This window comes from Glycomyces amatae (assembly GCF_020991375.1).
Classification (GTDB): Bacteria; Actinomycetota; Actinomycetes; order Mycobacteriales; family Micromonosporaceae; genus Glycomyces; species Glycomyces amatae.
The window spans coordinates 1-26,166 of record NZ_JAJLQZ010000027.1; the positions used below are offsets into that span (position 1 = coordinate 1).

The following is a 26,166-nucleotide window of genomic DNA, read 5'->3' on the forward strand; positions in this document are numbered from 1 at the left end:
ACGGCCGAGACCGCCTTCATCGTGCGCCACGCGGTCCAGGCCGTCGCGTCACGGGCACCGGCTTCTTCCAGTCCCTCCTCGATGGACGTGCGGTTCGGACTCCCGCTCCGCGATAGGGCACCGGTGCGCGAAGCCCCGGCCGAGTCGGCCGGGGCTTCGCCTCAGAACCGAACCGGGGCCGGTCGGCCCCGGTCACCGGGCCGTGCTCAGACGCCGGTCATCTCGTTGGCGGGCGCGGGCAGGTCCCCTTCGGCGAGGACGTCGCCCGAAGCGAGGTCCACCGCGAGGATCTTCGAGGCCGCCGGGTCGTTCACGTAGGCGGTCCCGCCGCGCACGAAGACGGAGGGGCGGGGCTCCTGCCATTCGATCGGCTCCTCCCAGGCGGCGGTCACCGGGATCGTCTCGGTGATCTCGGCGCTCGCCATGTCGATGACGCGGAGCGCGCCGTCGGTGCCCAGCACGATGCCCTCGCCCTCGGGGCCGCGGGCCAGCGAGCGGAAGCTGTAGCTGGCGCCGATGTCGAGCAGGCGCATCTCGGCCGTCTCGGTGTCGATGATCGACACCCGCTCGGGGCGCTCGAGCTCGGCCTCGGGGTCGACCTTGTAGTCGCCGAGGATGAACGGCGAGTCGTCGTGCCCGCGGGTGTTGCCGATGCGGCCGTACTCGTCGGGGCTGGCGGCCTTGGTGATCGCGCCGTCGCGGTAGACCAGGACGCCGTCTTCGCAGCCGACGACGATCGTGTCGTCCGCGGCGGCCGACTCGCCGTGGACGCCGGGGCAGTCCTCGCTGCGGGCGACCTCGTCGCGGTCGGCGTCGAGGACCTGGATGCCGGAGCGGGTCTCCGCGTCGCCGAGGCTCACCACCAGTTCGCCGGTCTCCGTCCGCACGGCCACGCCGTGGTGCGGCTGCTCGGTGGTGAAGGTCTCGGCCTCCGGCAGTCCGTCGCCGAGGTCCTGCGGGTCGAAGAGGGTGACCTCGCCGCTGCCGTCGGCGAAGAGGACGGTGGTGCCGGCGTGGTTGACGACGTGGCCGGGTTCGGCGGCGGCGAACTCGTCCCCGGTCAGGTCGGCCGCCGCCGCGTCCAGGACCCGGAACCCGGTCGAAGTGGACACGAGGACGTGGCGGTCGTCCCCGGCGGGGTTGAGCCGGTTGAAGCCCTCCAGGGGCAGGTCCGCCGCGATCTCGAGCGTCGTGCCGTCGAGCACGTAGAGGCCGCCGTCGTAGGTGACGACGAGGGCGTCGTCGACCTCGACGGCGTCGTCTTCCGCGGTGTCCTCGGCGGGCCCGCCGCACGCGGCGAGCAGAAGACCGGTGGTGAGCAGCGAGGGCACCCATAGTGCGCGCGTTTTCATGTGCATCCTTTTCTCGGTGTCGGGGCCCGTCGGGCCCCTGATGGGCGGGGTGTCGGTTCAGTGCCGCCCCAGGCCGTCCGCGATGGCCTGGGCGTTGCTCGCGGCCATGTCGAGGTAGGTCCCGGCGCCTTGCCCGGGCTCGGTGAGCGATTCGGTGAACAGGGGGACGATCGCGATGTCCAGGCCGGTCTCCTCTGCCATGGCCTCGATCAGCCGCTCCGGCTGCGAGGAGTCCGCGAACACCACGGGGACGCCGGATTCGGCGACGGCGTCGGCCAGGTCCTTCAGGTCGGAGCCGCTGGGCGAGGCCAGCGTGGTGCCGCTGGGGATGACCGCGCCGACGACCTCGAAGCCGTACCGCTCGGCCAGGTAGCCGAAGACGTGGTGGTTGGTGACGAGTCTGCGGCGCTCCTCGGGGATCGCGTCGAACAGCTCGGTGGTGCGCTCGTGCAGCTCGTCGACCTGCGCGCGGTACGCCTCGGCGTTGGCGCGGACCTGCTCGGCGTCGATCCCCGAGACGTGCTCGACCACCTGCTCGGCGATGATCCCCACCGCTTCGCCGACGCGGACCGGGTCGGTCCAGAAGTGCGGGTCGGGCTGCCCGGCGGTCTCGTCGGCGGTGTACTCGATGGGGTCGACGCGCTCACCGACGGCGAGGTCGGGCACGCCCGCGGCCGCGGCCGCCTCGACGTGGGCGAGCACGCCCTCCTCGAGGCCGAGTCCGTTGTGGATCAGGAGTTCCGCCCGCTCCAGCGAGGCCGCCTGCCTGGCGGAGACGCCGAAGGAGTGCGGGTCGGCGCCGGCCGCCATCAGCACCGTCACGTCGGCCTGGCCGCCGATGACGTTGCGGGCGAGGTCGCCCAGGATGTTCGTGGTGACGACGACGCCGGACCGGCCGGAGCCGCCGGTGCAGCCCGCCATCGCGGCGACGAGCGGCAGCGACACCAGCGCGCGTCGCGTGAGCGCGGCTACCATCCCGTCTCCACCATGGCGTCGGGGCGGAAGTCGAGTTCGAAGGTCCGGGCCGGGCGCAGGTCGTCGCGGTAGTCGATCTCGTGGACGGCCGCGCCGTCCGGGTCGTTGAGGTAGGCGCGGGCGGTGTCGACCTGGATCGTCGGGGCGGCGCCGTCGGCGATGGCCATGACCTCGACCTGCGCGAGTTCGGCGCCGGTGGCGGGGTCGTAGGAGCGCAGCACGCCGTCCCACCCGAGCACGAGGACGGGCGAGTCCTCGCCGGTCGCGCTGACCGCCACCGCTTCCGGGCCGTCGAGCGTGAGCCACCGGCGCGCCTTGACGTCCAGCACCAGCGCCTCGCCGGTCAGGCTGCGGGCGGCCAGGACCGCGGTGCCGGGGCGGTGGTGGAAACCGCCGTCGACGCCCTCGCCCTCGGGGTAGGGGATCTTCTCCGCCGCCAGTTCACCGCCGTCGCCGGAGACCAGCAGCGCCCCGTCCTCGCAGGCGAACACGGCGCCGCGGCGGGTGGCGGCGGCCGCCTGCGGCTGCGGGCAGGGCTCGGCGAGTTCGGCCTCCGGTCGCCCGCCGCGGTCCAGCACCTGGACGGTGCCGTCCTCGACGGCGAGCAGCCGCTGATCGTAGGGGAGCGCGGCCTGCGCGTCGAGCTCCGCGACCGGTCGGATCTCGCCCGCCTCCAGGGCCTCGCGGTCGAGCGGCACCGTGCCCTGCCCGGAGTTCAGGACCGTCACGGCCGGATCGCCGACCGCGGTGAACCCGGCCCCCTCGACCTCGCCGACGGTTCCCGGCTCGGTCCTGTAGTAGTGCACGTGGTCGCCGTGGTCGACGGTCCAGACCCCGCTGTCGACGACGTGGGTGCGCGAGCCGTCGGACAGGTAGACGAAGCGGCCGTCGGTCGTCGGCGACCCGGCGCCGTCGACGGTGGCGAGCCTGGTCGGCTCCTCCGTGACCGGGTCCAGCAGGTAGACGTCTCCGGAGTCGGCTTCGGTGACGACGAGGCGCCATTGGGCCTCGGCGGTCTCCTCGGCGCCCTCGACGAAGCCGTGCGGCGTGGGCAGGGCGTCGTCTTGCGGGGCGGCGGGTCCGCTGGAGCAGCTCGCGAGCAGTGCGCATCCCGCGAGCGCGGCGGCGGCTCGTGCTCGGATAGGCGGCGGCATTCAGTGTCCTTTCAGGGCGGGGAGGCGGTCGCGCAGCAGCGCGGCCAGTGCGGAGGCGAAGAAGCAGGCGACCGCGAGCCCGGCGATGGTGGCGCCCGCGGCCGTCCCGAGGTGCCAGGAGACGAGGAGCCCGCCCGCGGTCGCGGCCGCGCCGAGCGCGGCGGCGCCGACCATGATGACGGGGATCCGGTCGGCCCACAGCGACATCGCCGCGGGCGGGGCTATCAGCAGGCCGAAGACGAGCAGGGTGCCGACGACGTGGAACGAGGCCGCGATCGCCAGCGTCAGCAGACCGATCATGACTCCTTGGGCCAGGCCGGGGCGCATGCCGAGGGTGGCGGCCTTGCGCCGGTCGAACGCCAGCGCCACGAAGGGTCGGTGGAACGCGACCGCGAGCAGGAGCGCCGCCGCCAGCGCGCCGGCGAGCACCGCCAGGTCGACGTCCCTGACCGCCAGCACGTCGCCGAAGAGGAACCCGGTGAGGTCCACGGCGAACGACTGGGAGCGGGAGACGATGACGACGCCCGCCGCGAGCATGCCGACGAACAGCAGCCCGATGCCGGTGTCGTGGGAGAGGCGGCGGGAGCGCGACAGCGCCGTGACGCCGAGGGCCATCGCGGCCGCGCTGATCGCGGCCCCGAGCAGGAGGTTCCCGCCCAGGAGCGCGGCGACCGCGACGCCCGGCAGCATGCCGTGCGACATCGCGTCGCTCATGAACGCCATGCCGCGCAGGACGACCCAGGTGCCCGCGAGGCCGCAGAGCGCCGAGACGAGCAGGCCGCCCCACAGCGCCCGGGCCACGAATCCGACCTCGAAGGGTTCGGTCAACCATTCCACCGGCAGAACTATAATGATAATCGTTTTCAATTCCAAGGATGAAAGGTTGTGATCCGACCCATGCCGAACGCGATCGAACTGGAGCGGGCGAGCGCGCGCCACGGACCGGCCACGGTACTGCGCGAGGTGACCGTCTCGGTTCCGGCGCATCAGGTCACGGCGGTGACCGGGCCCAACGGGTCGGGGAAGTCGACGCTGCTCGGCCTCCTCTCGGGCACGCACCCGCTGGCGTCCGGATCGCTGCGGCGGTTCCACGAGTCGCGGGCGGCGCTGGTCGTCCAACGCAGCGAGGTGCCTGACGCGCTGCCCGTCACCGTCGCGCAGGCCGTGGCCATGGGCCGGTGGGCGCACCGCGGGGCGTGGCGGCGGCTCACCCGCGACGACCGCTCCGTCGTCGAGCGGTGCATGGACCGCCTCGGCGTCGCCGACCTCGCCTCCCGCCGGCTCGGCTCCCTCTCAGGCGGTCAGCGCCAACGCGTCCTGCTGGCCCAGGGGCTCGCGCAGCAGTCGGATCTGCTCCTGCTCGACGAGCCCGCCACCGGGCTCGACGCCGAGGCGAAACGGCGGATCGCCGCCGTCCTCGCCGAGGAGAGCGCACGCGGCGTGACGGTCGTCCACGCCACCCACGACCCCGAGGACGCGGCCGAGGCAGGGCACCGCATCGCGCTGTCCGGCGGCCGGCTCCTGGCTGACGCCCCGTGAACGCGGCGGCGGGGACGCCGGGGGTCCGCCCGGTCCCGACCGACGCGCTCACTGCGTCCCTGAGGCCCTCAGTCCCCTGCGCCGCTTGGGGAATCGACGGCGCCGCGGGAGTGCGGCAAGGGTGCGATGAGGGCGGCCGCGGCGACGAGGAGCGGGACGATGGTCGAGAGCCACAGCACGAGCCGGAACGACCCGGTCCAGTCGTGGAACAGCGAGTACAGCAGCGGCGCGAAGGCGACCGCGGCGATGGTCACGGACGAGACGACGCCGCGGATGGCGCCGATGTGGGCGGTCCCGAACAGGCGCGGGGTCATGGCGCTCTCGATGGAGCGCAGGGCGTTCCCGGCGGCGCCGATGGCGAGGCCGAAGCCGAGGGCGGACCAGCCGGGGGCGACGGCGGTGCCCCAGGCGACGGCGAGGGCGAAGCCGAGCATGGAGGCGGCCAGCAGCAGCCGGGGGCGGCCCTTGTCGACGAGGTAGCCCAGCAGGAGCGTGGCGAGGGTGCCGGCGACGGTCTGGGGCAGGAAGTTCGCGGCGGCCTCGGTGGCCGAGAGGCCCTGCTCGCCGAGGAGGGCGATCTGGTGGAAGCCGATGGCGGTGCCGAAGAACCCGGCGGTGCCCACGGTGGCGGTCAGGACCCAGAAGTAGGGGTGGCGCACGGCCTCGCGGCGGCTCATCCCCCATTCGGGACGGTGGTGCTCGCTGCCCGCGGGGTGGCCGTCGACGAACTGGCCGATGTCGGCGGGCCGGTTGCGCACCAGCAGGATCGAGACCGGGATGAGGACGAGGGCGACGACGGCCGCTTCGAGGTGCATGGCGGTGCGCCAGTCGGTGGCGGTGATGAGGCGCTCGAGCAGGACCGGGGACAGGGAGATGATCCCGCCGCCGATGGCGCCCTGGAGGCCCAGGACGGTGCCGCGGCGCCGGTCGTACCAGCGCGAGACGAGGGTGGCCGCGCACAGGCCCAGGGCGCCCTGGCCGAGCATCCGGATGCCGATGAACCCGGCGCCGAGGCCGATGACGTCCTGGGCGAAGGAGAGTCCGACGAGGGCGAGGCCGAAGGCGGCGGCCACGATCGTCATGGTGACGCGGGTGCCGTAGCGGTCGACGGCGCGGCCGATCCACGGCAGGGCGAGGGCCCCGGTGAGGGTGCCGACCATGTAGGCGGTGGAGACGGCGGTGCGCGAGACGCCGAGCTCGGCGATCATCGGGTCGAGGAACACCGAGATCGAGGCGGTCTGGCCGGGCGCGGTCAGGCCCAGGGCGAGGGTCGCGACGACGACCATGCGGGGGCCGGCGAAGCGGGCCGGGGCGGTGCGGGGCGCGGTGGTGGTCACGGCGTTGGAGCTCCAGGAGGTGCGGGCTGCTGTGGCTTACCGGTCGGCAGGCAGATGCTGCGCCCAGCCTAGAGCGCGGCAGGAGACGGGCGCCTCCCCGAATCCCGCAGACTGGTCCGCGCGACCGCACCGTGCGCGGAATGCGGTACCCGCATCGATCAACCCTTCCGCAGCGTCATTGTTAAACGCCACACCAACAGACACGATAACCACGGACACCCTCCAGTGGCGCAGTAGTATCGGTGCCGTCCTCCGGCACCGTCCCAACCCCGTCTCGGTGCGAGTCCGACGCCTCTCATGAACGGTGCCGTATGTCCTCTGCCGCCCTGCCCGTGCTCCGCCGCGCCCGCTTCACCCTGCCCCGACCGCTCGTGCCGTTCCTGCGGACCGAGCTGCTCGCGGGGCTGCTGGTCGCGCTCGCGCTGATCCCCGAGGCCATCGCGTTCTCGATCATCGCCGGCGTCGACCCCCGGGTCGGACTGTTCGCCTCGTTCGTCATGGCCTGCTCGATCGCGTTCCTGGGCGGGCGTCCGGCCATGATCTCGGCCGCGACCGGCGCGATGGCCCTGGTCGTCGCGCCCCTGGTCGCCTCCCACGGGGTCGGGTACCTGATCGCGGCCACCATCCTCGCGGGCCTGTTCCAGGTGGTGCTGGCGTTCACCGGCATCGCCAAGCTGATGCGGTTCATCCCCCGCAGCGTCCTCACCGGGTTCATCAACGCCCTCGCGATCCTCATCTTCATGGCGCAGATCCCGCACTTCTGGGGCGCCGACTGGACGGTGTGGGCCCTGATCGGCGCCGGACTCGCCGTCATCTGGGGCCTGCCCCTGGTGTTCAAGGCCGTCCCCTCGCCGCTGGTCGCCATCGTGACGCTCACCGCGGCGACCGTGTCCTTCGGCATCGCGGTGCCGAACGTGGGCGACATGGGCGAGCTGCCCTCGGGGCTGCCGTTCCTCGCGCTGCCGGACGTCCCGTTCGACCTCGACACGCTCGGGGTGATCGCCCCGTACGCGATCGGCCTCGCCGCGGTCGGGCTCCTGGAGTCGCTCATGACCGCCAAGGTCGTGGACGACGCCACCGACACCCGCTCCAACAAGACCCGCGAAGCCGCGGGCCAAGGCATCGGGAACGTCCTGGTCGGGTTCTTCGGCGGCATGGCCGGGTGCGCGATGATCGGCCAGACCATGATCAACGTCAAGTCCGGGGCCCGCTCGCGCCTCTCGACCTTCTCGGCCGGGTTCTTCCTGCTGATCCTCATCGTGGTCCTCGGCGACCTGGTCGCGCGGATCCCCATGGCGGCGCTGGTCGCGGTGATGGTCTTCGTGTCGGCGGTGACCTTCGACTGGCACTCGATCCGCCCCAGGACCCTGAAGAGGATGCCGGTCTCCGAGACCGTCGTCATGGTCGCCACCGTCGCCGCGACCGTGGCCACCCACAACCTCGCCATCGGCGTCGGCGCGGGCGTCATCGTCGCCATGGTCGCCTTCGCCCGCAAGGTCGCCCACGTCGTCGAGGTCACCGGCGTCACCGACCCGGACGGCTCGACCGCGGTCTACGCCGTCACGGGGCAGCTGTTCTTCGCCTCCTCGAACGACCTGGTCCACTGCTTCGACTACGAGAACGACCCGGCCGAGGTCGTCATCGACCTCTCCGACGCCCACGTGTGGGACGCCTCCACCGTCTCGTCGCTGGACGCGATCGAGGCGAAGTACGCCGCCCGGGGCAAGACCGTCGAGTTCGTCGGCCTCAACCGGTCCAGCGCGAAGCTCCACGGGGAGCTCTCGGGGAGCCTCACCTCGGCGCACTGACCGGCTCCGCTCATCTCACCGGCCTCGGGCGCTCCGATTCGGACGTCCGGGGCCGGTCGCTTCGCCGCCCCGTTCGCGGGCGGCCGGTCAGGACCCGTCCGCGGCGGGTTCGAGGGCGGCGATCCGGTCGGCCACATCGGCGGCGAACTCCTCCGCGCCGACCAGCTGCTCCCGCATCAGCGCGCACCGGGCCCGGGCGATCGCGTGGAACGCGGCCAGCGACGACCGCAACGCGGCGGCCTCGTCGGGGGCGATGTCGGCGGCACCGGAGCGGTCGAGGGCGGCGAGCAGGTCGCGGATCTGGTCGAGCGAGAGATCCAGCGGTTTGAGCTTGCGGATCAGCCACAGGCGGCGCACGTCGGCCTCGGAGTAGAGCCGGAACCGGCCCTGGCTGCGCCCCGAGGGCACCACCAGGCCGACCTCCTCGTAGTAGCGGATCGTCCGCAGGCTCAAGGAGGTCCGGTCGGCCACCTCGCCGATCTGCATGAACTCGCCCTCGCCCATCGCCGCCCCCTCCGCGTCCGGGACCGCAACCTTACCGGGGCGCGTTCCGGGCGCGCCCGGTCCTTCGGCGGGCGGCGGTCACAGGGACGACGGGGAGGGGGCGCCGGTGAGGTCGGCGGCGACCGACCAGAGCGACGCGGCGTAGTCGGGGCCGCGGCGGGCGCTGCGCGGGAGGTCGATCCGCTTGGTCGGGCCGGTGAGCATGCGCCGCGGGCCGTAGTAGGCGCCCTGGGCGGCGGCCGGGTCGGCGGCGGCGAACAGGATCGGCTCGGCGCCCTGCGCGACGTCCTGGGAGGGCAGGAGGGTCCGCTGGATCGGCGGTTTGGCGGCCTCGGGGCTGCGGGCGAGGTTCACGCCCGCCGTCTGGAGGTTGGTGCGGGTGTACCCGGGGTGCGCGAGGGTGCTCAGCAGGGGCCAGCCGCGCGCCCCGGCGATCTGGGCGAGCCGGATCGCCATCAGCATGTTCCCGAGCTTGGACTGGCCGTAGGCCGCGAACGGCCGGTAGGAGGCGCGCCATTGCAGGTCCGCGAAGCGGATCGCGGCGCCGTGGGCGACGCCGCTGGTCATGGTGGCGACCCGCCCGCCGCCCGACTCGACGAGGCGGCGCAGGAGCAGGTTGGTGAGCAGGAACGGGCCGAGGAAGTTGGTGCCGAACTGGAGCTCGAAGCCGTCGGCGGTCTCCAGTCGCTTGGGCGGGCGCATCACCCCGGCGTTGTTGACCAGGGTGTGGATCGGTTCGCCGTCGGCGAGCAGGTCTTCGGCGAAGAGCCGCACCGAGGCAAGGTCGGCGAGGTCGAGGCGGCGGACGTCGAGGCGCGCGTCCGGGACGGCCGCGGCGATCTCGGCCCGGGCGGCCTCGCCTCGCTCGGGCGAGCGCACGGCCATGACGACCTCGGCCCCGGCGGCGGCGAGCCGCTTGGCCGCCTCCTTGCCGGTGCCGCTGTTGGCGCCGGTGACGACGATCCGCCTGCCCGACTGGTCCGGTACCTGATACATGGGCCGCTCCCTGCGGTAGATTAAGAGACCAACGGTCTGCTATCCCGAAGATAACAGACCGCCGGTCTCTTAACAAGCGAACGCAGCGAGGAGCGCAGTGAACGGCGAATTCCGACGCGCCCGGACCGAAGGGCAGCGGGCCGAGCGACGCGAGGCCATCGTCGCGGCGGCGCTCGAACTGCTCGACGAGGTGCGCGTGACCGACCTGACGCTCACCGAACTGGCCCGGCGCTCGGGCCTGGCGAAGTCGAACGTGCTGCGCTACTTCGAGTCCCGCGAGGCGGTCCTCCTGGACGTCTACAACCGCGAGTTCCGCGACTGGCTCGACGAACTGGAACATGCACTGCCGCCGGCCGGGGCCGACATCGAGTCGGTCGCCGCGGCGCTGGCCGACACCGCCGCCGGGCGGCCGCGCCTGTGCGAGCTGGCCGCGACCTCGCAGGCGGTGCTCGAACGGAACCTCTCCGCCGGGGTCGCCGCGACCTACAAGCTCGCGTTCGCCGCCAACGCCCGCCGCTTCGCCGAGATCGTCGGCGACCGCCTCGGCGGTTTCAGCGAGAACGCGTCGATCACCTTGGCGGGCATGGTCATCCTCGGCATCGGGGGCATCTGGGCCGGGACCCGGCCCTCCCCCGGCATGGAGGCCGCCTACGAACTCCTCCCCGAACTCGCGGCCATGCGCCACGACCTGAGGACGTCGCTGCACGAGTACGTGGCGACCACCCTGACCGGCCTGGCCCACCGCGAACCGAACCCGATCGCCGCCGAAGCAAAGAAGACGACCTGACCGGGGAGTCCGGGCGCCGGACCTGATCCGGGCTCGGCGGCCGGCGCCTTCCCAGGCGTGCCGCCGAGTGCCGCCGTCACGGTTTCAGGCGGTGGTGAAGGAGAACCGCCGCACGAGGGGCAGCCAGCCGCGGTACGCGGTGAGGTCGGAGGGCACCTGCTCGGCGGTGCTGAGGTGCCGCAGCTCGGGAGTGCCGAGGTGCGGCAGGTCCTCGAGCAGGCTGCGCCACGTGGCGTGTCCGGAGGCGTGCTCGATGGCGTGGAACAAGGCCGAGGCGTCCGTCGGGCTCGCCATGAGGGCCAGGAGGGGGATCGCCGCCCGGTACCCGGGTTCGCGGCCCTCCAGGAAAGCGGCGAGCTGGTCGTCCTGTAGGCGGGCCCGGAGGAGGCGGTAGAGGTTGATCAGCCGCTTCGCGCTGCGAGGGGAGCGGACCAGGGGCGCGAGGCCGGCGATGTAGTCGAGTTCGTCCTGGGTGATCTCGAGCTGACGGGGCCGCAGGCGCGGTTCGGGCGGGGCGGCCCAGGGCGTCTCGGCGGCATCGGGGGCAGGGGCGGGTCCCGTACCGGCGAGAGGCCGGTTGGCGAGACCGGGCTCCGGAGGCGCGGCGGCCGGCATGTCGGGAGCGACCGCTGTCGGCTCGTTCCGGCCGAGGTCGGCGATGAGCGTCGCGAAGCCCGCCCCGGTCATGGGGGCGAGGGCGAGCGGTATCTGGAAGATCTTCTCCAGGTATCGCAGCGCGCTCTTGGGGTCGCCGGGAGCGGCGTCCTCGGCGAGCACGGGGCCGTAGTGCTGGGCGAGCGAGCGCATCAGCCAGTTGACGTCGGCGCCGACCACGATGGCGAAGACCGGCTGGGCCAGAAGCAAGTGGACCGCCTCGAGAACCTTGACCACCACGTCGGGCGGGCACCGATCGAGGTCGTCGATGTACAGCACGATCCGCTCGGGTCCGGCGGTCTCCCCTGCGCCGTGCCGGTCGCGGGCCAGCATCGCCGCGAACACCTCGAGGTCGCGGCGGAGGAGCGACACGACGCTGAGGTGTCGCCGGTAGTCCGGGCTGCGGTCGCGGGCGAAGGCGGCGAGGTCCTGCGCCGGAGCGAGGTCGGCGAGCGCCTGCTCGAGCCGGGTCTGCTCGGTGTCGAGCTCGGCCAGCCTGGCACGGGCGGGCTCCTCGGCGCGGGCGGTCAGCCGATCGGCGGTGCTGCGGATACGTCGCACGCTCGCCCGCACGGCACTCAGCGCGGGGGTCAACGAGACCGCCCCGGTGAGCACGAGGACCACCGACGGCCAGAGCACGGAGTTGGCGAGCAGGAAGACCAGCGCCGCGGTCGCGACCCCGAGGCCGACGACGATCCCGGTCGTGCGGGTGCCCGCCAGGCGGCGCCAGAGGTTGCGCAGACCGGAGGCCAGGCCGGTGGCCTCGTCCGCGAACGCCCGGACCTGGTCGAGGGTCTCCTGGGGCAGGCCGGCCGCGTCGGTGACCCAGTTCTCGTCGGCCATGACCTGTCCGAGCGCTCTGGCGACCTCGGACGGCGAAGGCGTCCTCCGGGCCTCGCGCTCCAACCGCGCGCTCATCAGCATCCGTTCCACCCGTATCGAACTGAGCTGGTCGAGCAGCGACTTCTGATGGCGGCGCCGCTCGGCCAGGTCGTTCGCGTGGCGCTCCAGGTCGTCCTCCGATCCGCTGGAGGCGAGATTGTCGAGCAGGTGGGTCGCCAGGCTCGCCCACAGGTTCGACTCCGCGTAATGCCATGCGTTGAAGGTGATCTGACGTATGGACGAGCAGTACCCCGAGACGGCCGGGCCGCTGCGCCGGGCGGCCTGCTCGGCGCGGGCGGTGGCGGCGGCGAGTTCGCGCACCCGCATCCGCATGCGGCGCATGAAGAAGCTCTTGCCCGAACCCCAGTCGCCGAACAACCCCACCGACAGCGGCGGCGTGATGTGCCGAGAGGCGACCAGGTCGGCGAGCATGTGCACGTCGGCGGTGATGCCGAGGCGGTCTTCACCGGTGTCGGTATCCGGATGGTATCCGGCGCTGTATTCGCCAGGCTCCTGGAAGAACAGGCCGTCGGGGAGGTCAACGCGGCCCGCTGGGCCGTCTCCCTCCGAGTCGCCCTGCGGAACGGCATTGCGCTCGACCGCGCCGTAGACCGCGGCCACCGTCTGGAGTGCGTCGTCCAGCCCGCGCTCGGCCAGCCCCGATCGCTCGTCCGAGGTGAGATTGGACCGGATGCGCACCGTGTGCGGTAGCGGGATCGGCAGTGACGTGTCGAGGCGGCCTTCATGCGAGACGCTGAGGTCGTCCACACTGGTGATGGCCATGACCCACCGCGCTACCGAGTCCTGCTGCCAGATCCGCAGCCGCTCGAATTCACGACGCAGGGCCTCCCGTTCGCGGTCGTGGTAGTCGACCCACAGAACCGCGGCATCAGTGTCCTCGAAGGTCCCCCCGTCGTGCGAGACGAGCAGGGCGTCCGGCAGATTCCGCAGCAGCGCCTCGTAGGCCGATCGCCGCGCACCGGCGAACGATTCGGCCTGGACCAGCACGAAGCCCGGTGAGGCCAGGGCCCGATCGAGTTCCTCGTCGACCTTTCTCGGCAGGTACGGCTGCAGTTGCGTCGTCAAGGGCGGCATCAGCAGCAGCGACCGGGGATCGACCTCCCCGACCGGTGTCGGTCGGGGCACGCGCAGGGCGGTCATGAGAGCAACCTCGATCCGTGGACGTCATTGTCGGGGCAGGTCATCGGCGGGCAAGGCGATCGGTGCCGATTCTAGCGCCCGGTCCCGCTTGTCAGGGTTCGCCGAGAGGACCAGGCTCCTGGACAAGATGACCAAGCGGCACACCGCTGGGGCTTACCCTCACAGGGAACCGACAAGGGCCCAACCCGCCTCGCCAGTAGCCCTGCACCGCAATGCGTTAAGGGCTTCAAGGGGCTTGCTTGCGGGTACTCACCGATGAGCGGTCCAGCGGCGCACGTGTCAAGTTCGCACGCCAGCGCGGGGTTTGCCTACCGGAGTGGTCCGCTCAGGTTCGAAACCGGTGGCTGCGACCGCTGCGGTGACTAGGCGGGTTCGAACGGTGGACGCGTACTCCTCTCGCGTGAGAGTCAGTCGCGAGTGCAATTGGCATCATCATGAGAATTGCCGCGCTGCAACACCATTCAGTGAATTATGCGGTGCGAGTGATGACCTTTGCCAGCGGCATGGGAGCCGTGAAGGGCACACGAGTTCACCCATGCGACCGTCCCCGCGGACACGTGGGGCGCGACCGCCAACGCCCGGCCACGTGCCCGTTGGAGCCTGTCGTGACCTCACGCCTATGACCGGTTCGCGTCACTGGGGACCGCCGCGACACCATCGACACCGACCAAGTCGCAGCGTTGCTGCTGCGGGAGGAGGCCGGTGCCGCGTTCTTCCGCCATGTGCTCCGAATGCCAGGCACCGCGCGAGTGACACGAGTACGCGCTGTCGCTGTGCTTGTTCCGCGGCCGGCCCGCGCCTGGTTCACGTGCAGAACGGCCCGCGGGCATCCTGCCCGAATGGTGGACGGAATGTTCCGCATCCACTCCGTATCGCATGGAGCACCGCTGGGGCGGCGCTGGGACACTTCCCAACTTCGATCACTCCCAGTGCATGCCCGCAGGCCTGCGAGCGATTTTCGGACTGCAGCCAGTGAAGCCCGAACCTGAGTGCGAGGTCGCGCCACCGCCGACGCCGCTGGCAGTCATCAAGCCGGGACCGATCGACGACGTCATGCAGCGCCTCGAGGAGGCTCGATCGGCGTACCCGAATGCCGAGCTCCACAAGGGCAAACGTGGAACCTGGGAACTGTGGCCATCCTGACGAGGTCATTCGTCTGACCGTCGCGGCTGAGCCCTGCATGTCGGTGAGCCCGGTCCCGGCGCAAAGCAGGTTCGACCCGAGGCCACTGCGGCGCTCGCCGACATGGCCCGCACCGATCGAGCGACACCAATATGCGCAGCGATGCACGATCGTTCATGACGGCATGACGCGGCGACTATGCGAACCCTGTAGCCATTGGGCGACCCCGCTCGGCGGGCCGGTACGGGTCGCGGCGGCCGATCCTACGCCATCAGAACCTGAAGCAGTGCAGTTTCCTCGCGTCGCTGTCGAGGAGGTTCCGAAGGAGTTCATCGGCTCGCTGCGGGACCGGTCCCCGGTTCGGTGTGCGTGACTGTCGGTCAGTTCGCGTGACCGAGCCTCAACGGAACGGGAGGCAACAGCAATGGCATCGCAGTGGACGACCGAGGACTACCCGGATCCGTTGTTCTACCTGAAGTACCTGGCGCTTTGCGCGGTGGTCACCGCCGCTTGCGGTTGGCTCCTGTACGGCATGGCGGCAGGTGGCGTGGAAGCGTACCGCGCCTCGCACGGCGAGATCGGAATCCCTGGCACGGTCACGATCGAACGGGAGTACGACGCGGGCATGGGCATGATGGCCTGCGAAGGCACCTTCACGCCCGACGACGGTGGAGCTGCAGTGGAGGCCGCGATCGAGACCGGCGGTCCCTGCGCGAAGGGACGGACCCTGGACGCGTGGCTTGTGGAGAACGAACCGATCGTCGGCCTGGAACGGCGACCTACGGCTTGGGGCGACGATTCTCGGGAGTGGATTGGATACGTCATTGCACTGGCGCTCATTGGACTCGTCGCGCTGCTGGTCGGCGTGAGCTTCGGTGTCGCCGCGGTCGCACTGCTCTATGCCTTCCTGCGGGACCTCGCCAGACTCGTCGTCGGCTTCCGCCGGCCGTGATCGGGTTGCTGACGCATGATGTGCATGCCGTCCGTGGTCTCCTCATTGCCGCTGCTCTGTTGCCTCAAGCATGCGTTCGAGTTCGAACGCGCACCAGATCGCGTCGGCGACGTCGCCGTACGCTGCGACCGGCAGTTCCCGGGCTCGCGCCCAATCGCGCGCGGCCGCTTGCGCTTCCCCGCGCGACGCGAACGTGACCGCTGGGAGGCAGATTTCGGGTTCGTCAAGATGGACCAGGCCGACGCGGCGGGCCTGCTCGCGGTACGACGCGAGCAGGTCGTACAAGTCGGCGGCGTGGTCGACGGAGAGCCGGATGCGGTAGAGGACGCCGTCGATGCCGAACGTGATTCCCAGATCGGCTTCACGGCCGTCGAGGTCGTCCTTGCATGCGTCCACGCGTTCGAGGGTACGACGCCCGCGAACCGCAGGCAGTAACACCTCAAGCGGTTCAAGGCATCGTCGTTGACGGCGGGCCCGAGAGCCGACGCTACGCGTGGGAAGCGAGGGCGTTCACAGGTGCGGACGCGGCGATGAGGTCCGCGGCGCCTTGCTCGAGCAAGCCAATGCCGAGGTCTTCGCCGAGCGTTGACGGACCCAGGGGCGACCCGATCCCGTGCGAGATGACGAACGCGCTGCCGTCTGCGGCGTACACGGCGGCCGTCATGACGAGCCTGCCGCAGTCGATGCGGGCATGAGCGGCGATCGGGGATCCCCAGTGGCCGCGCAGGGTTTGCAAGCACGCATGTTCGACGAGCGCTCCGGTGCGCGTGGCGGCGTGATCGAGACGGCGGAGCGCGTCCCATGTTGCCGTGTCACGCTCCCGGCAGGCCACAGGGATGGCACCGGCGCCCGCGGCACCCTCATCCCGATCGACAAGGCCCACATCGAGGGCCCCACGAAAGGCGTCGACCTGTGGTGGTCGGGCAAGCACCAGACCCACGGCGGGAGCCTCCAGGTCGTCTCCGCACCCGATGGGTACCCGATGTGGATCTCCGAGGTCCGCCCGGGCCGCGAGCACGACTCGACCGTCTCATCGCCGCAGGCCTGGACACCTGGTTCGCCGGCCTCAACTGTTCAACGGTCCGGCGAGCGACGGGTACATGTTCTACCTGCATGAAGGGCCCGCACCGGAAGTGGTTGCCGCGGCGGCCGCGGCGTTCGGGTTGGCCGAGGGCGAATGGGTGCTGGTGACCCCTGAAGGCGGCCATGGCATTGTCGCGTTGCGTGCTGAACCTGACAATGGCGTTGATGGCGAGCCAGGTTGGGATATCGCGTTTGCGTTCGACGCGATTCCTGGTGCACCTGAGTTGCAGGTCGTCGCGGAGCCGTCCCGATGGGATGAGGTCGAACAGGACTGGGCACCGGCTCCGCCCTCGTCCGTGAGGCCGGAACGGTCGTAACCGGTCAGTGGTCGGACGCCGCACCGACACCCAAGATCATTTGCTTGCGTGATCGTCACGTTACTCGTAGCGTGGGTGCGTCAACGGTCCACCCCGCGTATTGGGCCGATCACCTTCCCTGGCAAGGAGCACCGCCGTGGCCGCACCCACCGCCCGCTACCAGAACGTGTTCATGGACAACGCCCGCTGGGACCGCGTCGAACTTCGCGAAGGCGACATCGTCGTCTCCACCCCCGCCAAATGCGGCACCACCTGGACTCAGATCATCTGCGGCCTCCTGGTGTTCGGGCAGCCCGAGCTGCCGCGACCGCTCGACGACCTCTCCATCTGGGTGGACGCGTCCTTCCGATCCGAAGAGGACACGCTCGCGCTCCTGGCGGCGCAAGGCCACCGCCGATTCATGAAGTCCCACACGCCTCTGGACGGCCTCCCCCGCGACGAGCGCGTCACCTACATCAGCATCGGACGCGACCCCCGCGACGTGGGCATCTCGGCGGACCACCACTTCGCCAACATGGACATGGAGAAGCTCATGCGGCTGCGCGCGAACGCCCTCGGCCCAGACACGGTCGACCTTGAGGTGACGATGACGCCGCCGGCGCCGACCCGGTACGAACGGTTCTGGAACTGGGTCGAGACCGACGACAATCTCATCGGCCTGGACGCGATGCTGCGCCATGTGGAGGGCTTCTGGGAGCGGCGCGACGACCCCAACGTCGTGCTGCTGCACTTCGACGACCTCAAGACCGACCTCGACGGCCAGATGCGCGCGCTCGCCGCGACGCTGGGTATCACGGTCAACGAAGCGGTCTGGCCGGAGCTGGTCCGCGCCGCCACCTTCGACGAAGTGCGCGGCAGGGCCGCGACGCTCGCGCCCGAGAACACGATCTGGAAGGACCGGGCCGCCTTCTTCAACAAGGGAACGACCGGACAGTGGAAGGACCTCCTTGACGACGCCGACTTGGAGCGGTACCGGGCCCGCATCGCCGAGCTCACGACCCCCGAGATCGCCGCCTGGTTGCACCGGGACGGCGTCTAAGCGTTGTCCCGCAAGCTTGTTGAAGTTGAGGGTGACGGCGGGGTTCGGAGGGATTCAGCCTGCGAGTTCGCGGTTGTAGAGATGAGCGATGCCGGCCACGGCTTCGGCGGAGGCGGCAATCGCGAAGCACTTTCCAGGCTTTCAGTTTCGCGAAGGCGGGGCCGATGCGGGCGCGGACGTGGCGGTAGGAGGCATTGTGGGCTTCCTTCCACTCCACCAGTGACTCGTCCTTCCTCCGGCGCCGGTGCGGGATGACCGCTCGGGCGCGAAGCGCTGCCGTGGACGAAGCGCGAGTTTGGGGCGAGGTCGTTGATGACCCCGGTCCGCGGCCGACTTCGGAGTGCCGAATAGCGCCGCGATCTGGCGCACGGTCAGGTTCGTGCACCAGTAGGCGGTGACCGGCAGGACCCGGTCCTCGAATGCGAGGCCCCAGGGGCGGCCCTTGAGCGTGGGATCGGCGCCCTCGGCGCGCAGTTGCCGAACGAGCTTGGCGAACTGCCGCGCAGTCAGGCCGCTGAACATCTCGATCATCGTCTTGTCCGCTGCATTGACCACGCCTGTCACGCAGGCGTGATTACATGCGCCCCGACATTATCCGGGGACGTCGCTCAGGGCGCTTCCAGGACGAGGAACAGGAAGCACAGAAACGCCGAGTCGGGGGTCTTGACCTCGTCGGGGAACCGCTCATGCGCACCGGGCGCCGGGGGCGGCTCGCTGACGACCGTGATCCGGAATCCGGCTTCGATGAATGCCGAGGTGATCGCGTGCAGTGGCCGGTGCCATTGCGAGAGCAGGACGTTCTGACCGTTGAAATTGCACTCCAAGCCGTATTCATGGGTCGCGAAGTAGTCGCGTTCGGGGTTGAAGAACTTGTAGTTGAAGGGGTGGTTGACGGCCACGATGAGGCGACCGCCCGGTGCCAGGACACGCCGCAGCTCGGCGAGTGGTGCCGACCAGTCTTCCAGGTAGTGCAGGACCAGGCACGCGACGGCATCGTCGAACGCGTTGTCGGGGAACGGCAGGGGATCGTTGAGGTCTGCCTGCTGGAGTGCGGCGTCCTCGCCGAGCCGCCGCCGGGCCAGCTCGAGCATCTTGATGCTGGGGTCGACGCCGGTTACGATGGCGCCCCGGTCACGGAGCTCCTCAAAAATGGGTCCGGCGCCGCAACCGACGTCGAGGATCCGTCGCCCGGCCACGTCCCCGGCCAGATCGAGGATCGCGGGCCGCGCATAGTAGGCGTTGAGGAGACTGGATTCGTTCTCGGCGGCGTACGCCTCGGCGAAGGCGTCGTAGTCGCCGGTCGGCGTCTGGTCGGCGAACCCGGAGGAGGTTTGGTGATCAGCAGACATGCGGCTCATCCTGGCATGGCGCGCCCAACTTGCGCATGGGGCTTGCGCGACGCAACGCCGGAACGGGCCACCATGCAACGAGAGGACATCGCACCCTCGATACGCCCACCTGGCATGAGGACACCCGCTGATACCGCCGGCTCATGCTGCCATCATCCGCATGTTACTGAGGCAGCCACTGCACGAAGTCGGTGAGCGGGATCTGTTTCGTGTACGCCAGCCACGTCAGCGACCCGACGATGAGCAGCAGCGTCATCAAACGAGTGGTCTTGTCCGTGAGGTCGACGACGCCGGGGAACCGCTCGCTCCACGGCCGCCGCGCCGGTGCTTGCACGACATCACCGGCCGAGTCCGACAGACGGGCTTCGCATTCGCGGAGGAACCCGAGCCGATCGGAATGAATACCGCAGCGCGTAAGCGGCCCGCAGCAACCATAGTGCTCGCCGCCGTAGTCCTCGCGGCCTTGTCGACTGTCATCGCCGCGACCGCCGCACCCGCACCGTCCGGCACCGCCGACGTCGGCACGTTCGCCAACGACAACCCGATCGATTGGACTCAAGTCGACTGGTTCATCAACTACCAGGGCGACTATTTCCCGCTGCGCGTCGACCAGCACGAGGACGGCGCGAGCGACGGCTTCGGCCAGCGGCACATCATTGACGGGCACGGCGTCGTCCCCGACAGAGACGGCATCAAGAAGCCGTCGCTGACCCCAGCGCCTGCTGGTACACGATCCTTGACGAACGCTGGCGCTGCTTCAGTGGTGAATCGCTCGTGTTCGTCGTGTACAGCACGCAAATCGACGACCGTTCCGGCGACAGTGAACCGTTCGGCATCATCACCGCCTGCCACAAGCTGCCGCCGGGAACCTGCGGCCCGATGGCAGCGGCCGACGTCCAGGCCCAATGCGGCACGGAACCGCTGGAAACCAGCACGGACTACCGCGGGCCCGACCGAGTCGTGAACGGCGACGACCTGGAAGTGTCAGCGCAACTGGGCGACGACCTCGGCATCCCGAAAACGGCGCAACCGCTCACGTTCCGTCTGGGTACGGGAGCCGCCCTGCAAACGTGCGAAGCCGAGGCCACAAGCACTGGTGTCGCCACGTGCACGATCAACGAGGTAACCCAACCGGTGGCCGCCAGCGTCCCCTTGACCGTCGACTACGCCGGCAACACGGTGCTGCAACGCTCCAGCATCACCGTTGACCTCGCGTTGCAAACACCGACGACCATCTCGTTCGCCGGCCCGGCGTTCATCGCCAACGGCGAGCCCACCACGTTGACAGCAGTCCTCACCGACTTCCGCGACCACCCGGTGCAAGGCGCGCCGGTCACGTTGACCATGGGCGCGGGCGCCAACGCTCAGACATGCACGGGCACGACGGACACGACAGGAACCGCAGCCTGCACGGTCGCGGTCGCGAGCCAGCCCTTGAACACCGCAGCGGTGTTCGTTGGCGACAGCGCCTATGCGAGCTCAGATGATGCCGCGACCGTGAACTTGGAGTACTGCACCGGTCGCTCCTTTGGCCTGGAAGCCACGATCGACCTCGTGGGGCTTCCCGTGGACCTTTCGGCGCAACCTGACACGGGGAGCGCACGGACCGCAGCAGCAACCGCCACCAGTTAGTTCCCTGCACCGCCGCGATCACCGCGGTCGTCATGAACATGGAAGCCGTCTGCGCGAATGTGAGCACCACGCTTGCCCCGGGCACCGTCACTGCCGTCGCCACCGTCGAGCACGCCTCGATCGGCCTGCCGGGTCTCCCGGTGGTCGACGTTGCCGGACTGGCCACGGCTGCTGCCGCCACGTGCGATGCGCTCACCGGTTCGACACCGTTGACGTTGACGATCGGCGGCGTGGCCACACCGGTGCCGACAGCGCCGAACACGGTCATTGACCTCGCGGCGGGAGTGCAGCTGACGCTGAACGAGCAGGTTCACGGCGATGACGGCATCACGGTCACCGGGGTGCGATCGCGTATCGACGGCACTGACACCGAGGTGGTGCTGGGATACAGCACTGCGGCGGTCCACAACTGCGCCCCTTAGCATTGACGCTCGTGAACCAGCAGACTGCGAACGAGCCCGAACAGGACGAGAGGGTCCGATATGTCGCGGCGTTCCTGTCGGCGGCGTGGGGCGGCGTCAACGCGATGTTCACGCAGCCGCGATGCCGCATCAAGTCGTTCGGCGTGGACGGCGAGGCCGCCGTCCACGCCACGACCGTCGGACGGCATCGGGGGCGACAGTGGCGATTCCGGCGCCAGATCTGGCCTCCGGCACATCCGGCGATGCTGGCCGCGCAGCTGTACACGACGTCCCTCGAGGAACGGCTGAACACGGGACGCCTCGGCGCAGGCGATGGCGACGTCGTCGACCTGTGAAGCACGGCGCCGGCCGCACCCGCCGCCAAACCCGCCCAGCGCCGCGAATCGGAGGTCTGCCACGCTTGGGTCGAGACCTACGGTTCGTGCCCCTTGCGGCGAACTGAAGTCACCTCTGGGCAGGCTCCACGTTCAAACTCCGGGCCAGGAAACTGCAGTAATGCCAGCCGTTGTAGGTACTGGCAGAGGAACGCGGCCTCGACCGCCGTGAGGTCGTGTGGCAGCGCCAGCCTGACTGCCACATCCGGACGCAACTGCAAGATGTGCTCGACAAGCGGTGCGGAGGCGGATTCGGCACCGCCGGTCGTGGCCGCAAACCAGTATCCGGCTGCCTTGCGGATGCTCGCAGCGTACTGCGCCAGCGTGTCTCTGGAAAGATCGCTGTCGACACGTCGCAACGCTTCTGCGGCACGGTCGGCTTCGGTCACCGTGACCTGTGTATCGGTGAGTTCAGGGAAGTACTCGAGCAGGCGACGGCACGCGGTCGCGTAGACCTTGGCAGGAGAGGGCTGCAACCGGTCCGCTGCCGCTTCCTGCTTCACGAACTCGGGCAGGCGACGGAACGTCATCGTTTCCCAGTGCGGCGCGGTTGCCACGTTCGCTTCCAACATGCTGCTTCCCATCGTTGTAAGCATTGCGCGGCAAGCGTACCGAGCGCGAGGACCGATTGGCGCAGTTGCCGCGCTCGGTGCAGTGCCCGAAAGGCGCTGCGGTGATCGATGTTCGCAACTTCAGGTGCAGCTCAACAACGGTGGCGCTGCGGCTGGAAGCGAGCACGTATGCTGACTTCATGATGTTCAACGAAACGAGCACTACAGGTTCATGACGAGTTCCGGTGGGCGCAGTGCGCTCAACCCCGATCTCGTTCCTCTTCACCAGCGTCTTCGCGCACTGCAACGCCGTTACCCTGACGGGCCCTTTCCCGGCGGTGAACTCAAAGCCCTTCAAGACGATGCCGCACGGCCCCGGCCCGGCAGCCGACAGCTCATACCGGACCGTCCCGGACGTTTCCGCGACAACCGTGAAGCCCGTCGCAACGATCGCCGTGCGGCGCGCGGCACTCTCAAAGAGATCCTCCAAGCCGCCGCTTCCGGTTCCCCGGGAGCACTCGCTCGGCTCTGCGAGCAGATGCGCGGCATTCAAAACCACCGGGGCCTGCGGCTCAAATACGATGATGACGGTCTCGGGCTGCAATCCGAGGCGATCCGAACCGTCGCCCTCCATCTGCTCCGCCACGGCGCCACCCAGCTCGAGGTCATGACCGGCCTCGACCTGCTGGGACCCGTCGCCATCGACGAGGACACCGACCTGCTCCGTAGCATCGCGCTACTGCAAGGCGACTACGGATATGCCGCGGCCATGATGCTCAGCACCTGCTCGCATCCAGGTCGGTCGCTGCACTGGCTGGCCGTGCGATCGTCACCGACAGACCAGACCACCTACACGGACGCGCTCGGGAAGCTCGCGACCAAGGACGCCGAAGCGCTCCTGGAGGAACTGGGCACCGCGGCGTCGATGGAGCTGCTGCGGATGATGAGCTTTCGGAGCCGCACTCCGACGTGGATGAAGGGCAATCGGCGGCTCGCCGTCGCTCTGGCCCTGGCCGCGAAGCAGCCGGACCTGTTCGGGCAGGACCTGCCCCGCCTCGTGGCGATCACACAGGTCCGCGACGACCTCCTGTACGGGCACAGCGCCTTCCTCGACCTCACGCCGAAACTGCGCGCCGCCATCGCGCGCGATCTCCTCGCCGCACTGAAGACCTCGCGGGCCGGCGCGCTCATAGCGGCGGCACTGGCCCGCGATCCGCACGACGGCGAGGCGATCTGGTTGCACCGCTACATCGAGCGAGCCGACGACGAGGACGGCGACTTCCCGCCCGGCCTGGCGATCCGCATCGCGGTGCCGGCGCCCAGCACCGGCGAGGAACCTCGGACGCATCTGCTCGCAGACGGCGTCCCGGTCGTCACCGACCTGTTCGGCAACGGCGTGCCGGACAGGCCGGAGAGGCTGCTGCACCAGAAGCAGGGCCTGCGAACCCGGACCGAACCGTACGAGGTCCGGCTCGCCGAAGCGGATTGCGCCGAAGGATGCTGCGGCGCCCTGGTCGCACACGTCAGCACTGACGAGGCAGGCAGGCGCGTGCTCTGGGAGGTCAAGGCCACGCACGGGGGCACTGACAGCACGCGGTTCGCATTCGACGCCGACGCCTACGACGCCGAGGTCGAACGAGCCGTGGCCGACCGTTCATGGGAATGGTCCGCCCATCGGGCCGCCCGACTGCTCGACCAGCGCCTCCGGGACGACCCCGAGCTCCTGGCCCGCTGGGACTGCCGCCTCGCCGGTGCGGTCTCATGGAGTTCGGACCGGACCCTGCTGAAGCTGCTGCTGTGGCATCCCGAGCCGCCGAACCGCGACCGGCCCTGGCTGCAATTCCAACACCAGGTCCGGATGCCCGACACCGTCGTCATTGACGACGATGCTGTGGCCGCTGCGGTGGAGGCGCTGCTCGAACGGCTCCGCACCACCGATCCGACATCATTCGCAGCGGTCTGCGGAGGTTCACGAGAACACGCTGAAACCCTGGGGCACCCATGGCCGCCGTCGCGTTAGCGGGTGCCGCGTCGTCCGGTCGTCATTACGGCGGCCGGACGGCTTACAGCGCGAATCGACTGGCGCTGCAACGCTCAGGATTGCGCATGTCCGCTGTCGTCGGGACTGCCACGGCAGGTCTTTGAGCCAACAATGGGTGCGTTCCCCGAATCGCCGAGCCGCCGACGGCGCCGCGCGCCGGGAGAGCTGCCCCCGCCGCAGCTCTGTACACCGGTGCGGGCGCCATGCGCGGCAGCCCACATGGCCGCATACACACCTCAACCCGGTCAAAGGCCAGATCTGCTCGTGCGGGGGTGAGCACGCCGAGGGCCTACTGCCGCACGTGGAAGTCTGACAGTGGATCCGCATGGGCGCCGGCACCAAGGCCCCGAAGAGCAGGCAAACCGTCGCACTCCCCGAATTCGTGATCGAGATCCTCACCGAGCACCAAGAGCAGCAACAGAAAACGCGGGCCGACCGCGGCTGGAAGTGCGAGGGGATCGTCTACGTCTTCGGTACCCGCTACAACACGGCCCAGCAGGCGCAGGTCATCCGCGACCAGTTCCGCGCCGCTATCCGCAAGGCCGGGATCCCCGGCAGTTGGACACCGCGGGAACTGCGGCACTCGTTCGTTTCGCTCATGTCCGACTCGGGTGCCTCGGAGGAGTTGATCCCCGACCTCGTCGGCCATGCCAATACGACGACGCGCGCGATCTACCGGCACCAGCCCAGGTCGGTCATTACCAAAGGGGCGGAGATCCTCGACGGGGCGGTTCCTCGTCGACGAATGACCGCGCCGAATGGCTCGTTTCGGCCCTCGGCGGTATGACCGCGGGGGCCGAAACCGTCGCCAGAGAACACGAAAAAGGCCCTGTCACCAGGGCCTTTGTTCTGTGCGCGAGGGGGGACTTGAACCCCCACGTCCATAATAGGACACTAGCACCTCAAGCTAGCGCGTCTGCCATTCCGCCACTCGCGCGTGCACACAGAAGTGTATATGTAGTTTGTTTTGCCTGCCAGGCGGTTGTTTTCGGCTGCCGTGGCACGAGACGAAACTTTACACGACGGTTCGGGGCTCGGCGCAAGGGGGGTTCGCGCTCGGGTGCGGGGGCGGGCGGCGGCTACGCTTGGGGGCATGACCGTGACCGCGCCTCGACTCCCTGACGCGGCGCTGGCACATTGGGATCTGGGGCAGATCTACCAGATGCAGCGGGTCCAGACCGGGTTGATGAACCGGTCCTGGCGCGTCGACTCCGCATCCGGGTCGTACCTGCTGAAACTGTTCCGAGATGTGACGGGGCCCGAGCTTCAGTTCCAGTTCCATGTGCTCCAGACGCTCGGCGCGTCGGGGGTGCCGGTGGTCCTGCCGGTGCTGAGCCGGGACGGGCGCACCACGATCTTCCTGGAGGGCGAGGAGTTCGGGGTCTTCCCCTGGGTCGGCGGACGGCACCGCTCCGGGTTGTCCATGTCACGTGACGCGTGCCGGGACCTGGGGTCCGTCATCGGGCGCCTGCACCGGACGCTGCATGCCTCCATTCCGGCGGACCGGCCACCCAAGCCTGAGAACCCGCCCACGACGGAGGCGGCGCTGCAGAAGGTCGACCGGCTGCTGGAGCTGGTCGCGGCGGGGCGCGGGGACAAGACCGGGTTCGAGGCCACCGCGGAGCAGACGCTCCGGTTGAAGCGGGGCCTGCTGGTCCGGCTGGGAGACCGCCGGCCTCCGGACCTGGCGCCGCAGTACACGGGGTACACCCACGGCGACCTGCACCCGCATAACGTGCTGCACGGCCCCGACGACCGGGTGTCCGCGATCCTGGACTGGGACCGGCTCGTCGTCTCCTCGTACGCGCGGGAGATGGCCCGCTCTGCCGTGTTCTATTTCACCTACGGCGACGAGCGGGGGCTGGACTGCGACCGGATCCGGGCGTTCGCGGGCGGCTACCGGTCCGTCTTCGACGTGGGAGAGGCCGAGATCGGGCTCGCCACGCACCAGCTGTGGTGGGACCGGCTCACGGACAACTGGGTCATCGAGTGGCATTACGTGCGCCACAACTCGGCCTGCGACCACCTGCTGCCCGGGCAGACGGGGCTGGTGAAGTGGTGGACCATCCACTACTCGCAGGTGGAGCAGTCCCTCATGGGGCGCTGAGAAAGCGGCTGGCCTTCCCGTATCGCGT

26 protein-coding genes, 1 tRNA gene and 3 pseudogenes are annotated in these 26,166 nt (G+C 69.9%); 15 read left to right on the plus strand and 15 right to left on the minus strand.

Translation table 11 applies throughout. From position 1 onward, the window contains the following. Positions 1 to 206: 206 nt before the first annotated feature. The 4 genes from aztD to aztB are packed head-to-tail and all read right to left on the minus strand — an operon-like array spanning position 207 to position 4,318. Positions 207 to 1,352, minus strand: coding sequence for a zinc metallochaperone AztD (aztD, locus tag LO763_RS25485; RefSeq protein ID WP_230790641.1), 1,146 nt, complete (start codon positions 1,350 to 1,352; stop codon positions 207 to 209). A gap of 57 nt (positions 1,353 to 1,409) precedes the next feature. Then, a complete protein-coding gene (aztC, locus tag LO763_RS25490) occupies positions 1,410 to 2,327 on the minus strand; it encodes a zinc ABC transporter substrate-binding protein AztC (RefSeq protein ID WP_230790642.1) in 918 nt (305 codons plus the stop codon). Beyond that, positions 2,321 to 3,481 carry a hypothetical protein gene (locus tag LO763_RS25495; RefSeq protein WP_230790643.1) on the minus strand — a complete coding sequence of 387 codons (1,161 nt, stop codon included), beginning with the start codon at positions 3,479 to 3,481 and terminating at the stop codon, positions 2,321 to 2,323. The genes aztC and LO763_RS25495 overlap by 7 nt, the downstream gene beginning before the upstream one ends. Further along, entirely contained in the window at positions 3,482 to 4,318 is an 837-nt protein-coding gene (gene aztB / locus LO763_RS25500) for a zinc ABC transporter permease AztB (protein ID WP_230790644.1), read from the minus strand. Positions 4,319 to 4,366: 48 nt separating this feature from the next. Between aztB and aztA the strand changes: the two genes are divergently transcribed. Continuing rightward, the gene (aztA, locus tag LO763_RS25505; RefSeq protein WP_230790645.1) at positions 4,367 to 5,020 is read left to right on the plus strand and encodes a zinc ABC transporter ATP-binding protein AztA; all 654 of its coding nucleotides are present in this window, start codon (positions 4,367 to 4,369) and stop codon (positions 5,018 to 5,020) included. Between the two features lie 68 nt (positions 5,021 to 5,088). On the opposite strand, the gene LO763_RS25510 is transcribed toward aztA, so the two are convergent. Next, complete coding sequence (locus tag LO763_RS25510; protein WP_230790647.1) at positions 5,089 to 6,357, minus strand: MFS transporter; 1,269 nt, start codon at positions 6,355 to 6,357, stop codon at positions 5,089 to 5,091. A gap of 311 nt (positions 6,358 to 6,668) precedes the next feature. Between LO763_RS25510 and LO763_RS25515 the strand changes: the two genes are divergently transcribed. Then, positions 6,669 to 8,165 carry a SulP family inorganic anion transporter gene (locus LO763_RS25515; RefSeq protein WP_230790649.1) on the plus strand — a complete coding sequence of 499 codons (1,497 nt, stop codon included), beginning with the start codon at positions 6,669 to 6,671 and terminating at the stop codon, positions 8,163 to 8,165. A gap of 87 nt (positions 8,166 to 8,252) precedes the next feature. On the opposite strand, the gene LO763_RS25520 is transcribed toward LO763_RS25515, so the two are convergent. Further along, complete coding sequence (locus LO763_RS25520) at positions 8,253 to 8,669, minus strand: MerR family transcriptional regulator (protein WP_230790651.1); 417 nt, start codon at positions 8,667 to 8,669, stop codon at positions 8,253 to 8,255. A 78-nt stretch (positions 8,670 to 8,747) separates the two neighbouring features. Next, complete coding sequence (locus LO763_RS25525) at positions 8,748 to 9,665, minus strand: SDR family oxidoreductase (RefSeq protein WP_230790653.1); 918 nt, start codon at positions 9,663 to 9,665, stop codon at positions 8,748 to 8,750. Positions 9,666 to 9,762: 97 nt separating this feature from the next. Here LO763_RS25525 and LO763_RS30155 point away from each other — a divergent pair, with 97 nt between their 5' ends. Next, positions 9,763 to 10,452 (plus strand): TetR/AcrR family transcriptional regulator, encoded by a 690-nt coding sequence (locus LO763_RS30155; RefSeq protein WP_230790655.1) that lies wholly within the window; start codon positions 9,763 to 9,765, stop codon positions 10,450 to 10,452. 84 nt (positions 10,453 to 10,536) lie between these two features. On the opposite strand, the gene LO763_RS29480 is transcribed toward LO763_RS30155, so the two are convergent. Next, positions 10,537 to 13,149 carry a P-loop NTPase fold protein gene (locus LO763_RS29480; protein WP_304608881.1) on the minus strand — a complete coding sequence of 871 codons (2,613 nt, stop codon included), beginning with the start codon at positions 13,147 to 13,149 and terminating at the stop codon, positions 10,537 to 10,539. 876 nt (positions 13,150 to 14,025) lie between these two features. On the opposite strand from LO763_RS29480, the gene LO763_RS25540 reads away from it, so the two are divergent. Both LO763_RS25540 and LO763_RS25545 read left to right on the plus strand, forming a co-directional pair. Then, positions 14,026 to 14,292: a hypothetical protein gene (locus LO763_RS25540; RefSeq protein WP_230790658.1), complete on the plus strand. Its 267-nt coding sequence runs from the start codon at positions 14,026 to 14,028 to the stop codon at positions 14,290 to 14,292. A 403-nt stretch (positions 14,293 to 14,695) separates the two neighbouring features. Then, entirely contained in the window at positions 14,696 to 15,223 is a 528-nt protein-coding gene (locus LO763_RS25545; protein ID WP_230790660.1) for a hypothetical protein, read from the plus strand. A gap of 42 nt (positions 15,224 to 15,265) precedes the next feature. Here LO763_RS25545 and LO763_RS25550 read toward each other — a convergent pair whose 3' ends face one another. Both LO763_RS25550 and LO763_RS25555 read right to left on the minus strand, forming a co-directional pair. Then, positions 15,266 to 15,619, minus strand: a complete 354-nt coding sequence (locus tag LO763_RS25550) for an Lsr2 dimerization domain-containing protein (RefSeq protein ID WP_230790662.1) — start codon at positions 15,617 to 15,619, stop codon at positions 15,266 to 15,268. A gap of 91 nt (positions 15,620 to 15,710) precedes the next feature. Beyond that, positions 15,711 to 16,163: a hypothetical protein gene (locus LO763_RS25555; RefSeq protein WP_230790734.1), complete on the minus strand. Its 453-nt coding sequence runs from the start codon at positions 16,161 to 16,163 to the stop codon at positions 15,711 to 15,713. Here LO763_RS25555 and LO763_RS25560 point away from each other — a divergent pair. The 3 genes and pseudogenes from LO763_RS25560 to LO763_RS25570 form a co-directional block, all read left to right on the plus strand. Further along, a pseudogene (locus tag LO763_RS25560) lies at positions 16,077 to 16,250 on the plus strand (transposase family protein); the annotation flags it as partial. The gene LO763_RS25555 and the pseudogene LO763_RS25560 overlap by 87 nt on opposite strands. Before the next feature lie 73 nt (positions 16,251 to 16,323). Then, entirely contained in the window at positions 16,324 to 16,623 is a 300-nt protein-coding gene (locus tag LO763_RS25565) for a hypothetical protein (protein WP_230790663.1), read from the plus strand. Positions 16,624 to 16,759: 136 nt separating this feature from the next. Beyond that, on the plus strand, positions 16,760 to 17,662 hold the full coding sequence (locus LO763_RS25570; RefSeq protein ID WP_230790666.1) for a sulfotransferase domain-containing protein: 903 nt from the start codon (positions 16,760 to 16,762) through the stop codon (positions 17,660 to 17,662). Between the two features lie 54 nt (positions 17,663 to 17,716). Here LO763_RS25570 and LO763_RS25575 read toward each other — a convergent pair. From LO763_RS25575 to LO763_RS25585, 3 genes and pseudogenes are all read right to left on the minus strand, one after another. Beyond that, positions 17,717 to 18,226 (minus strand): annotated as a pseudogene (locus LO763_RS25575) (hypothetical protein). Between the two features lie 44 nt (positions 18,227 to 18,270). Then, the gene (locus tag LO763_RS25580) at positions 18,271 to 19,011 is read right to left on the minus strand and encodes a class I SAM-dependent methyltransferase (RefSeq protein ID WP_230790668.1); all 741 of its coding nucleotides are present in this window, start codon (positions 19,009 to 19,011) and stop codon (positions 18,271 to 18,273) included. Positions 19,012 to 19,174: 163 nt separating this feature from the next. Then, a complete protein-coding gene (locus LO763_RS25585; RefSeq protein WP_230790670.1) occupies positions 19,175 to 19,678 on the minus strand; it encodes a hypothetical protein in 504 nt (167 codons plus the stop codon). Between the two features lie 107 nt (positions 19,679 to 19,785). Between LO763_RS25585 and LO763_RS25590 the strand changes: the two genes are divergently transcribed. The 3 genes and pseudogenes from LO763_RS25590 (at position 19,786) to LO763_RS25600 (ending at position 21,400) form a co-directional block, all read left to right on the plus strand. Further along, positions 19,786 to 20,643 carry a hypothetical protein gene (locus LO763_RS25590; protein WP_230790672.1) on the plus strand — a complete coding sequence of 286 codons (858 nt, stop codon included), beginning with the start codon at positions 19,786 to 19,788 and terminating at the stop codon, positions 20,641 to 20,643. 14 nt (positions 20,644 to 20,657) lie between these two features. After that, positions 20,658 to 21,065: pseudogene (locus LO763_RS25595) on the plus strand (choice-of-anchor P family protein); the annotation flags it as partial. Between the two features lie 11 nt (positions 21,066 to 21,076). Next, the gene (locus LO763_RS25600; RefSeq protein WP_230790676.1) at positions 21,077 to 21,400 is read left to right on the plus strand and encodes a hypothetical protein; all 324 of its coding nucleotides are present in this window, start codon (positions 21,077 to 21,079) and stop codon (positions 21,398 to 21,400) included. Positions 21,401 to 21,477: 77 nt separating this feature from the next. On the opposite strand, the gene LO763_RS25605 is transcribed toward LO763_RS25600, so the two are convergent. Then, positions 21,478 to 22,023, minus strand: a complete 546-nt coding sequence (locus tag LO763_RS25605) for a hypothetical protein (protein WP_230790678.1) — start codon at positions 22,021 to 22,023, stop codon at positions 21,478 to 21,480. 11 nt (positions 22,024 to 22,034) lie between these two features. Between LO763_RS25605 and LO763_RS25610 the strand changes: the two genes are divergently transcribed. The 3 genes from LO763_RS25610 to LO763_RS25620 all read left to right on the plus strand — a co-directional run bounded on the left by LO763_RS25610 (position 22,035) and on the right by LO763_RS25620 (position 24,818). After that, positions 22,035 to 22,226 (plus strand): hypothetical protein, encoded by a 192-nt coding sequence (locus tag LO763_RS25610; protein WP_230790680.1) that lies wholly within the window; start codon positions 22,035 to 22,037, stop codon positions 22,224 to 22,226. Next, positions 22,223 to 24,010, plus strand: a complete 1,788-nt coding sequence (locus LO763_RS25615) for a hypothetical protein (RefSeq protein ID WP_230790682.1) — start codon at positions 22,223 to 22,225, stop codon at positions 24,008 to 24,010. Before LO763_RS25610 ends, LO763_RS25615 begins: the two co-directional genes overlap by 4 nt. A gap of 346 nt (positions 24,011 to 24,356) precedes the next feature. After that, entirely contained in the window at positions 24,357 to 24,818 is a 462-nt protein-coding gene (locus LO763_RS25620; RefSeq protein ID WP_230790684.1) for a tyrosine-type recombinase/integrase, read from the plus strand. Positions 24,819 to 24,883: 65 nt separating this feature from the next. Here LO763_RS25620 and LO763_RS25625 read toward each other — a convergent pair. Then, positions 24,884 to 24,968 (minus strand) — tRNA-Leu (locus tag LO763_RS25625). Positions 24,969 to 25,124: 156 nt separating this feature from the next. Here LO763_RS25625 and LO763_RS25630 point away from each other — a divergent pair. Then, positions 25,125 to 26,138: a phosphotransferase enzyme family protein gene (locus LO763_RS25630; RefSeq protein ID WP_230790685.1), complete on the plus strand. Its 1,014-nt coding sequence runs from the start codon at positions 25,125 to 25,127 to the stop codon at positions 26,136 to 26,138. Positions 26,139 to 26,166 lie beyond the last annotated feature (28 nt).

Bases quoted from the DNA above. Each gene is read 5' to 3' on its own strand.
- aztD (WP_230790641.1), bottom strand. From the start codon at position 1,352: ATGAAAACGCGCGCACTATGGGTGCCCTCGCTGCTCACCACCGGTCTT.
- aztC (WP_230790642.1), bottom strand. From the start codon at position 2,327: ATGGTAGCCGCGCTCACGCGACGCGCGCTGGTGTCGCTGCCGCTCGTC.
- LO763_RS25495 (WP_230790643.1), bottom strand. From the start codon at position 3,481: ATGCCGCCGCCTATCCGAGCACGAGCCGCCGCCGCGCTCGCGGGATGC.
- LO763_RS25515 (WP_230790649.1), top strand. From the start codon at position 6,669: ATGTCCTCTGCCGCCCTGCCCGTGCTCCGCCGCGCCCGCTTCACCCTG.
- LO763_RS25520 (WP_230790651.1), bottom strand. From the start codon at position 8,669: ATGGGCGAGGGCGAGTTCATGCAGATCGGCGAGGTGGCCGACCGGACC.
- LO763_RS25525 (WP_230790653.1), bottom strand. From the start codon at position 9,665: ATGTATCAGGTACCGGACCAGTCGGGCAGGCGGATCGTCGTCACCGGC.
- LO763_RS29480 (WP_304608881.1), bottom strand. From the start codon at position 13,149: ATGACCGCCCTGCGCGTGCCCCGACCGACACCGGTCGGGGAGGTCGAT.
- LO763_RS25540 (WP_230790658.1), top strand. From the start codon at position 14,026: ATGGAGCACCGCTGGGGCGGCGCTGGGACACTTCCCAACTTCGATCAC.
- LO763_RS25545 (WP_230790660.1), top strand. From the start codon at position 14,696: ATGGCATCGCAGTGGACGACCGAGGACTACCCGGATCCGTTGTTCTAC.
- LO763_RS25565 (WP_230790663.1), top strand. From the start codon at position 16,324: ATGTTCTACCTGCATGAAGGGCCCGCACCGGAAGTGGTTGCCGCGGCG.
- LO763_RS25580 (WP_230790668.1), bottom strand. From the start codon at position 19,011: ATGTCTGCTGATCACCAAACCTCCTCCGGGTTCGCCGACCAGACGCCG.
- LO763_RS25605 (WP_230790678.1), bottom strand. From the start codon at position 22,023: ATGGGAAGCAGCATGTTGGAAGCGAACGTGGCAACCGCGCCGCACTGG.
- LO763_RS25615 (WP_230790682.1), top strand. From the start codon at position 22,223: ATGACGAGTTCCGGTGGGCGCAGTGCGCTCAACCCCGATCTCGTTCCT.
- LO763_RS25620 (WP_230790684.1), top strand. From the start codon at position 24,357: ATGGGCGCCGGCACCAAGGCCCCGAAGAGCAGGCAAACCGTCGCACTC.
- LO763_RS25630 (WP_230790685.1), top strand. From the start codon at position 25,125: ATGACCGTGACCGCGCCTCGACTCCCTGACGCGGCGCTGGCACATTGG.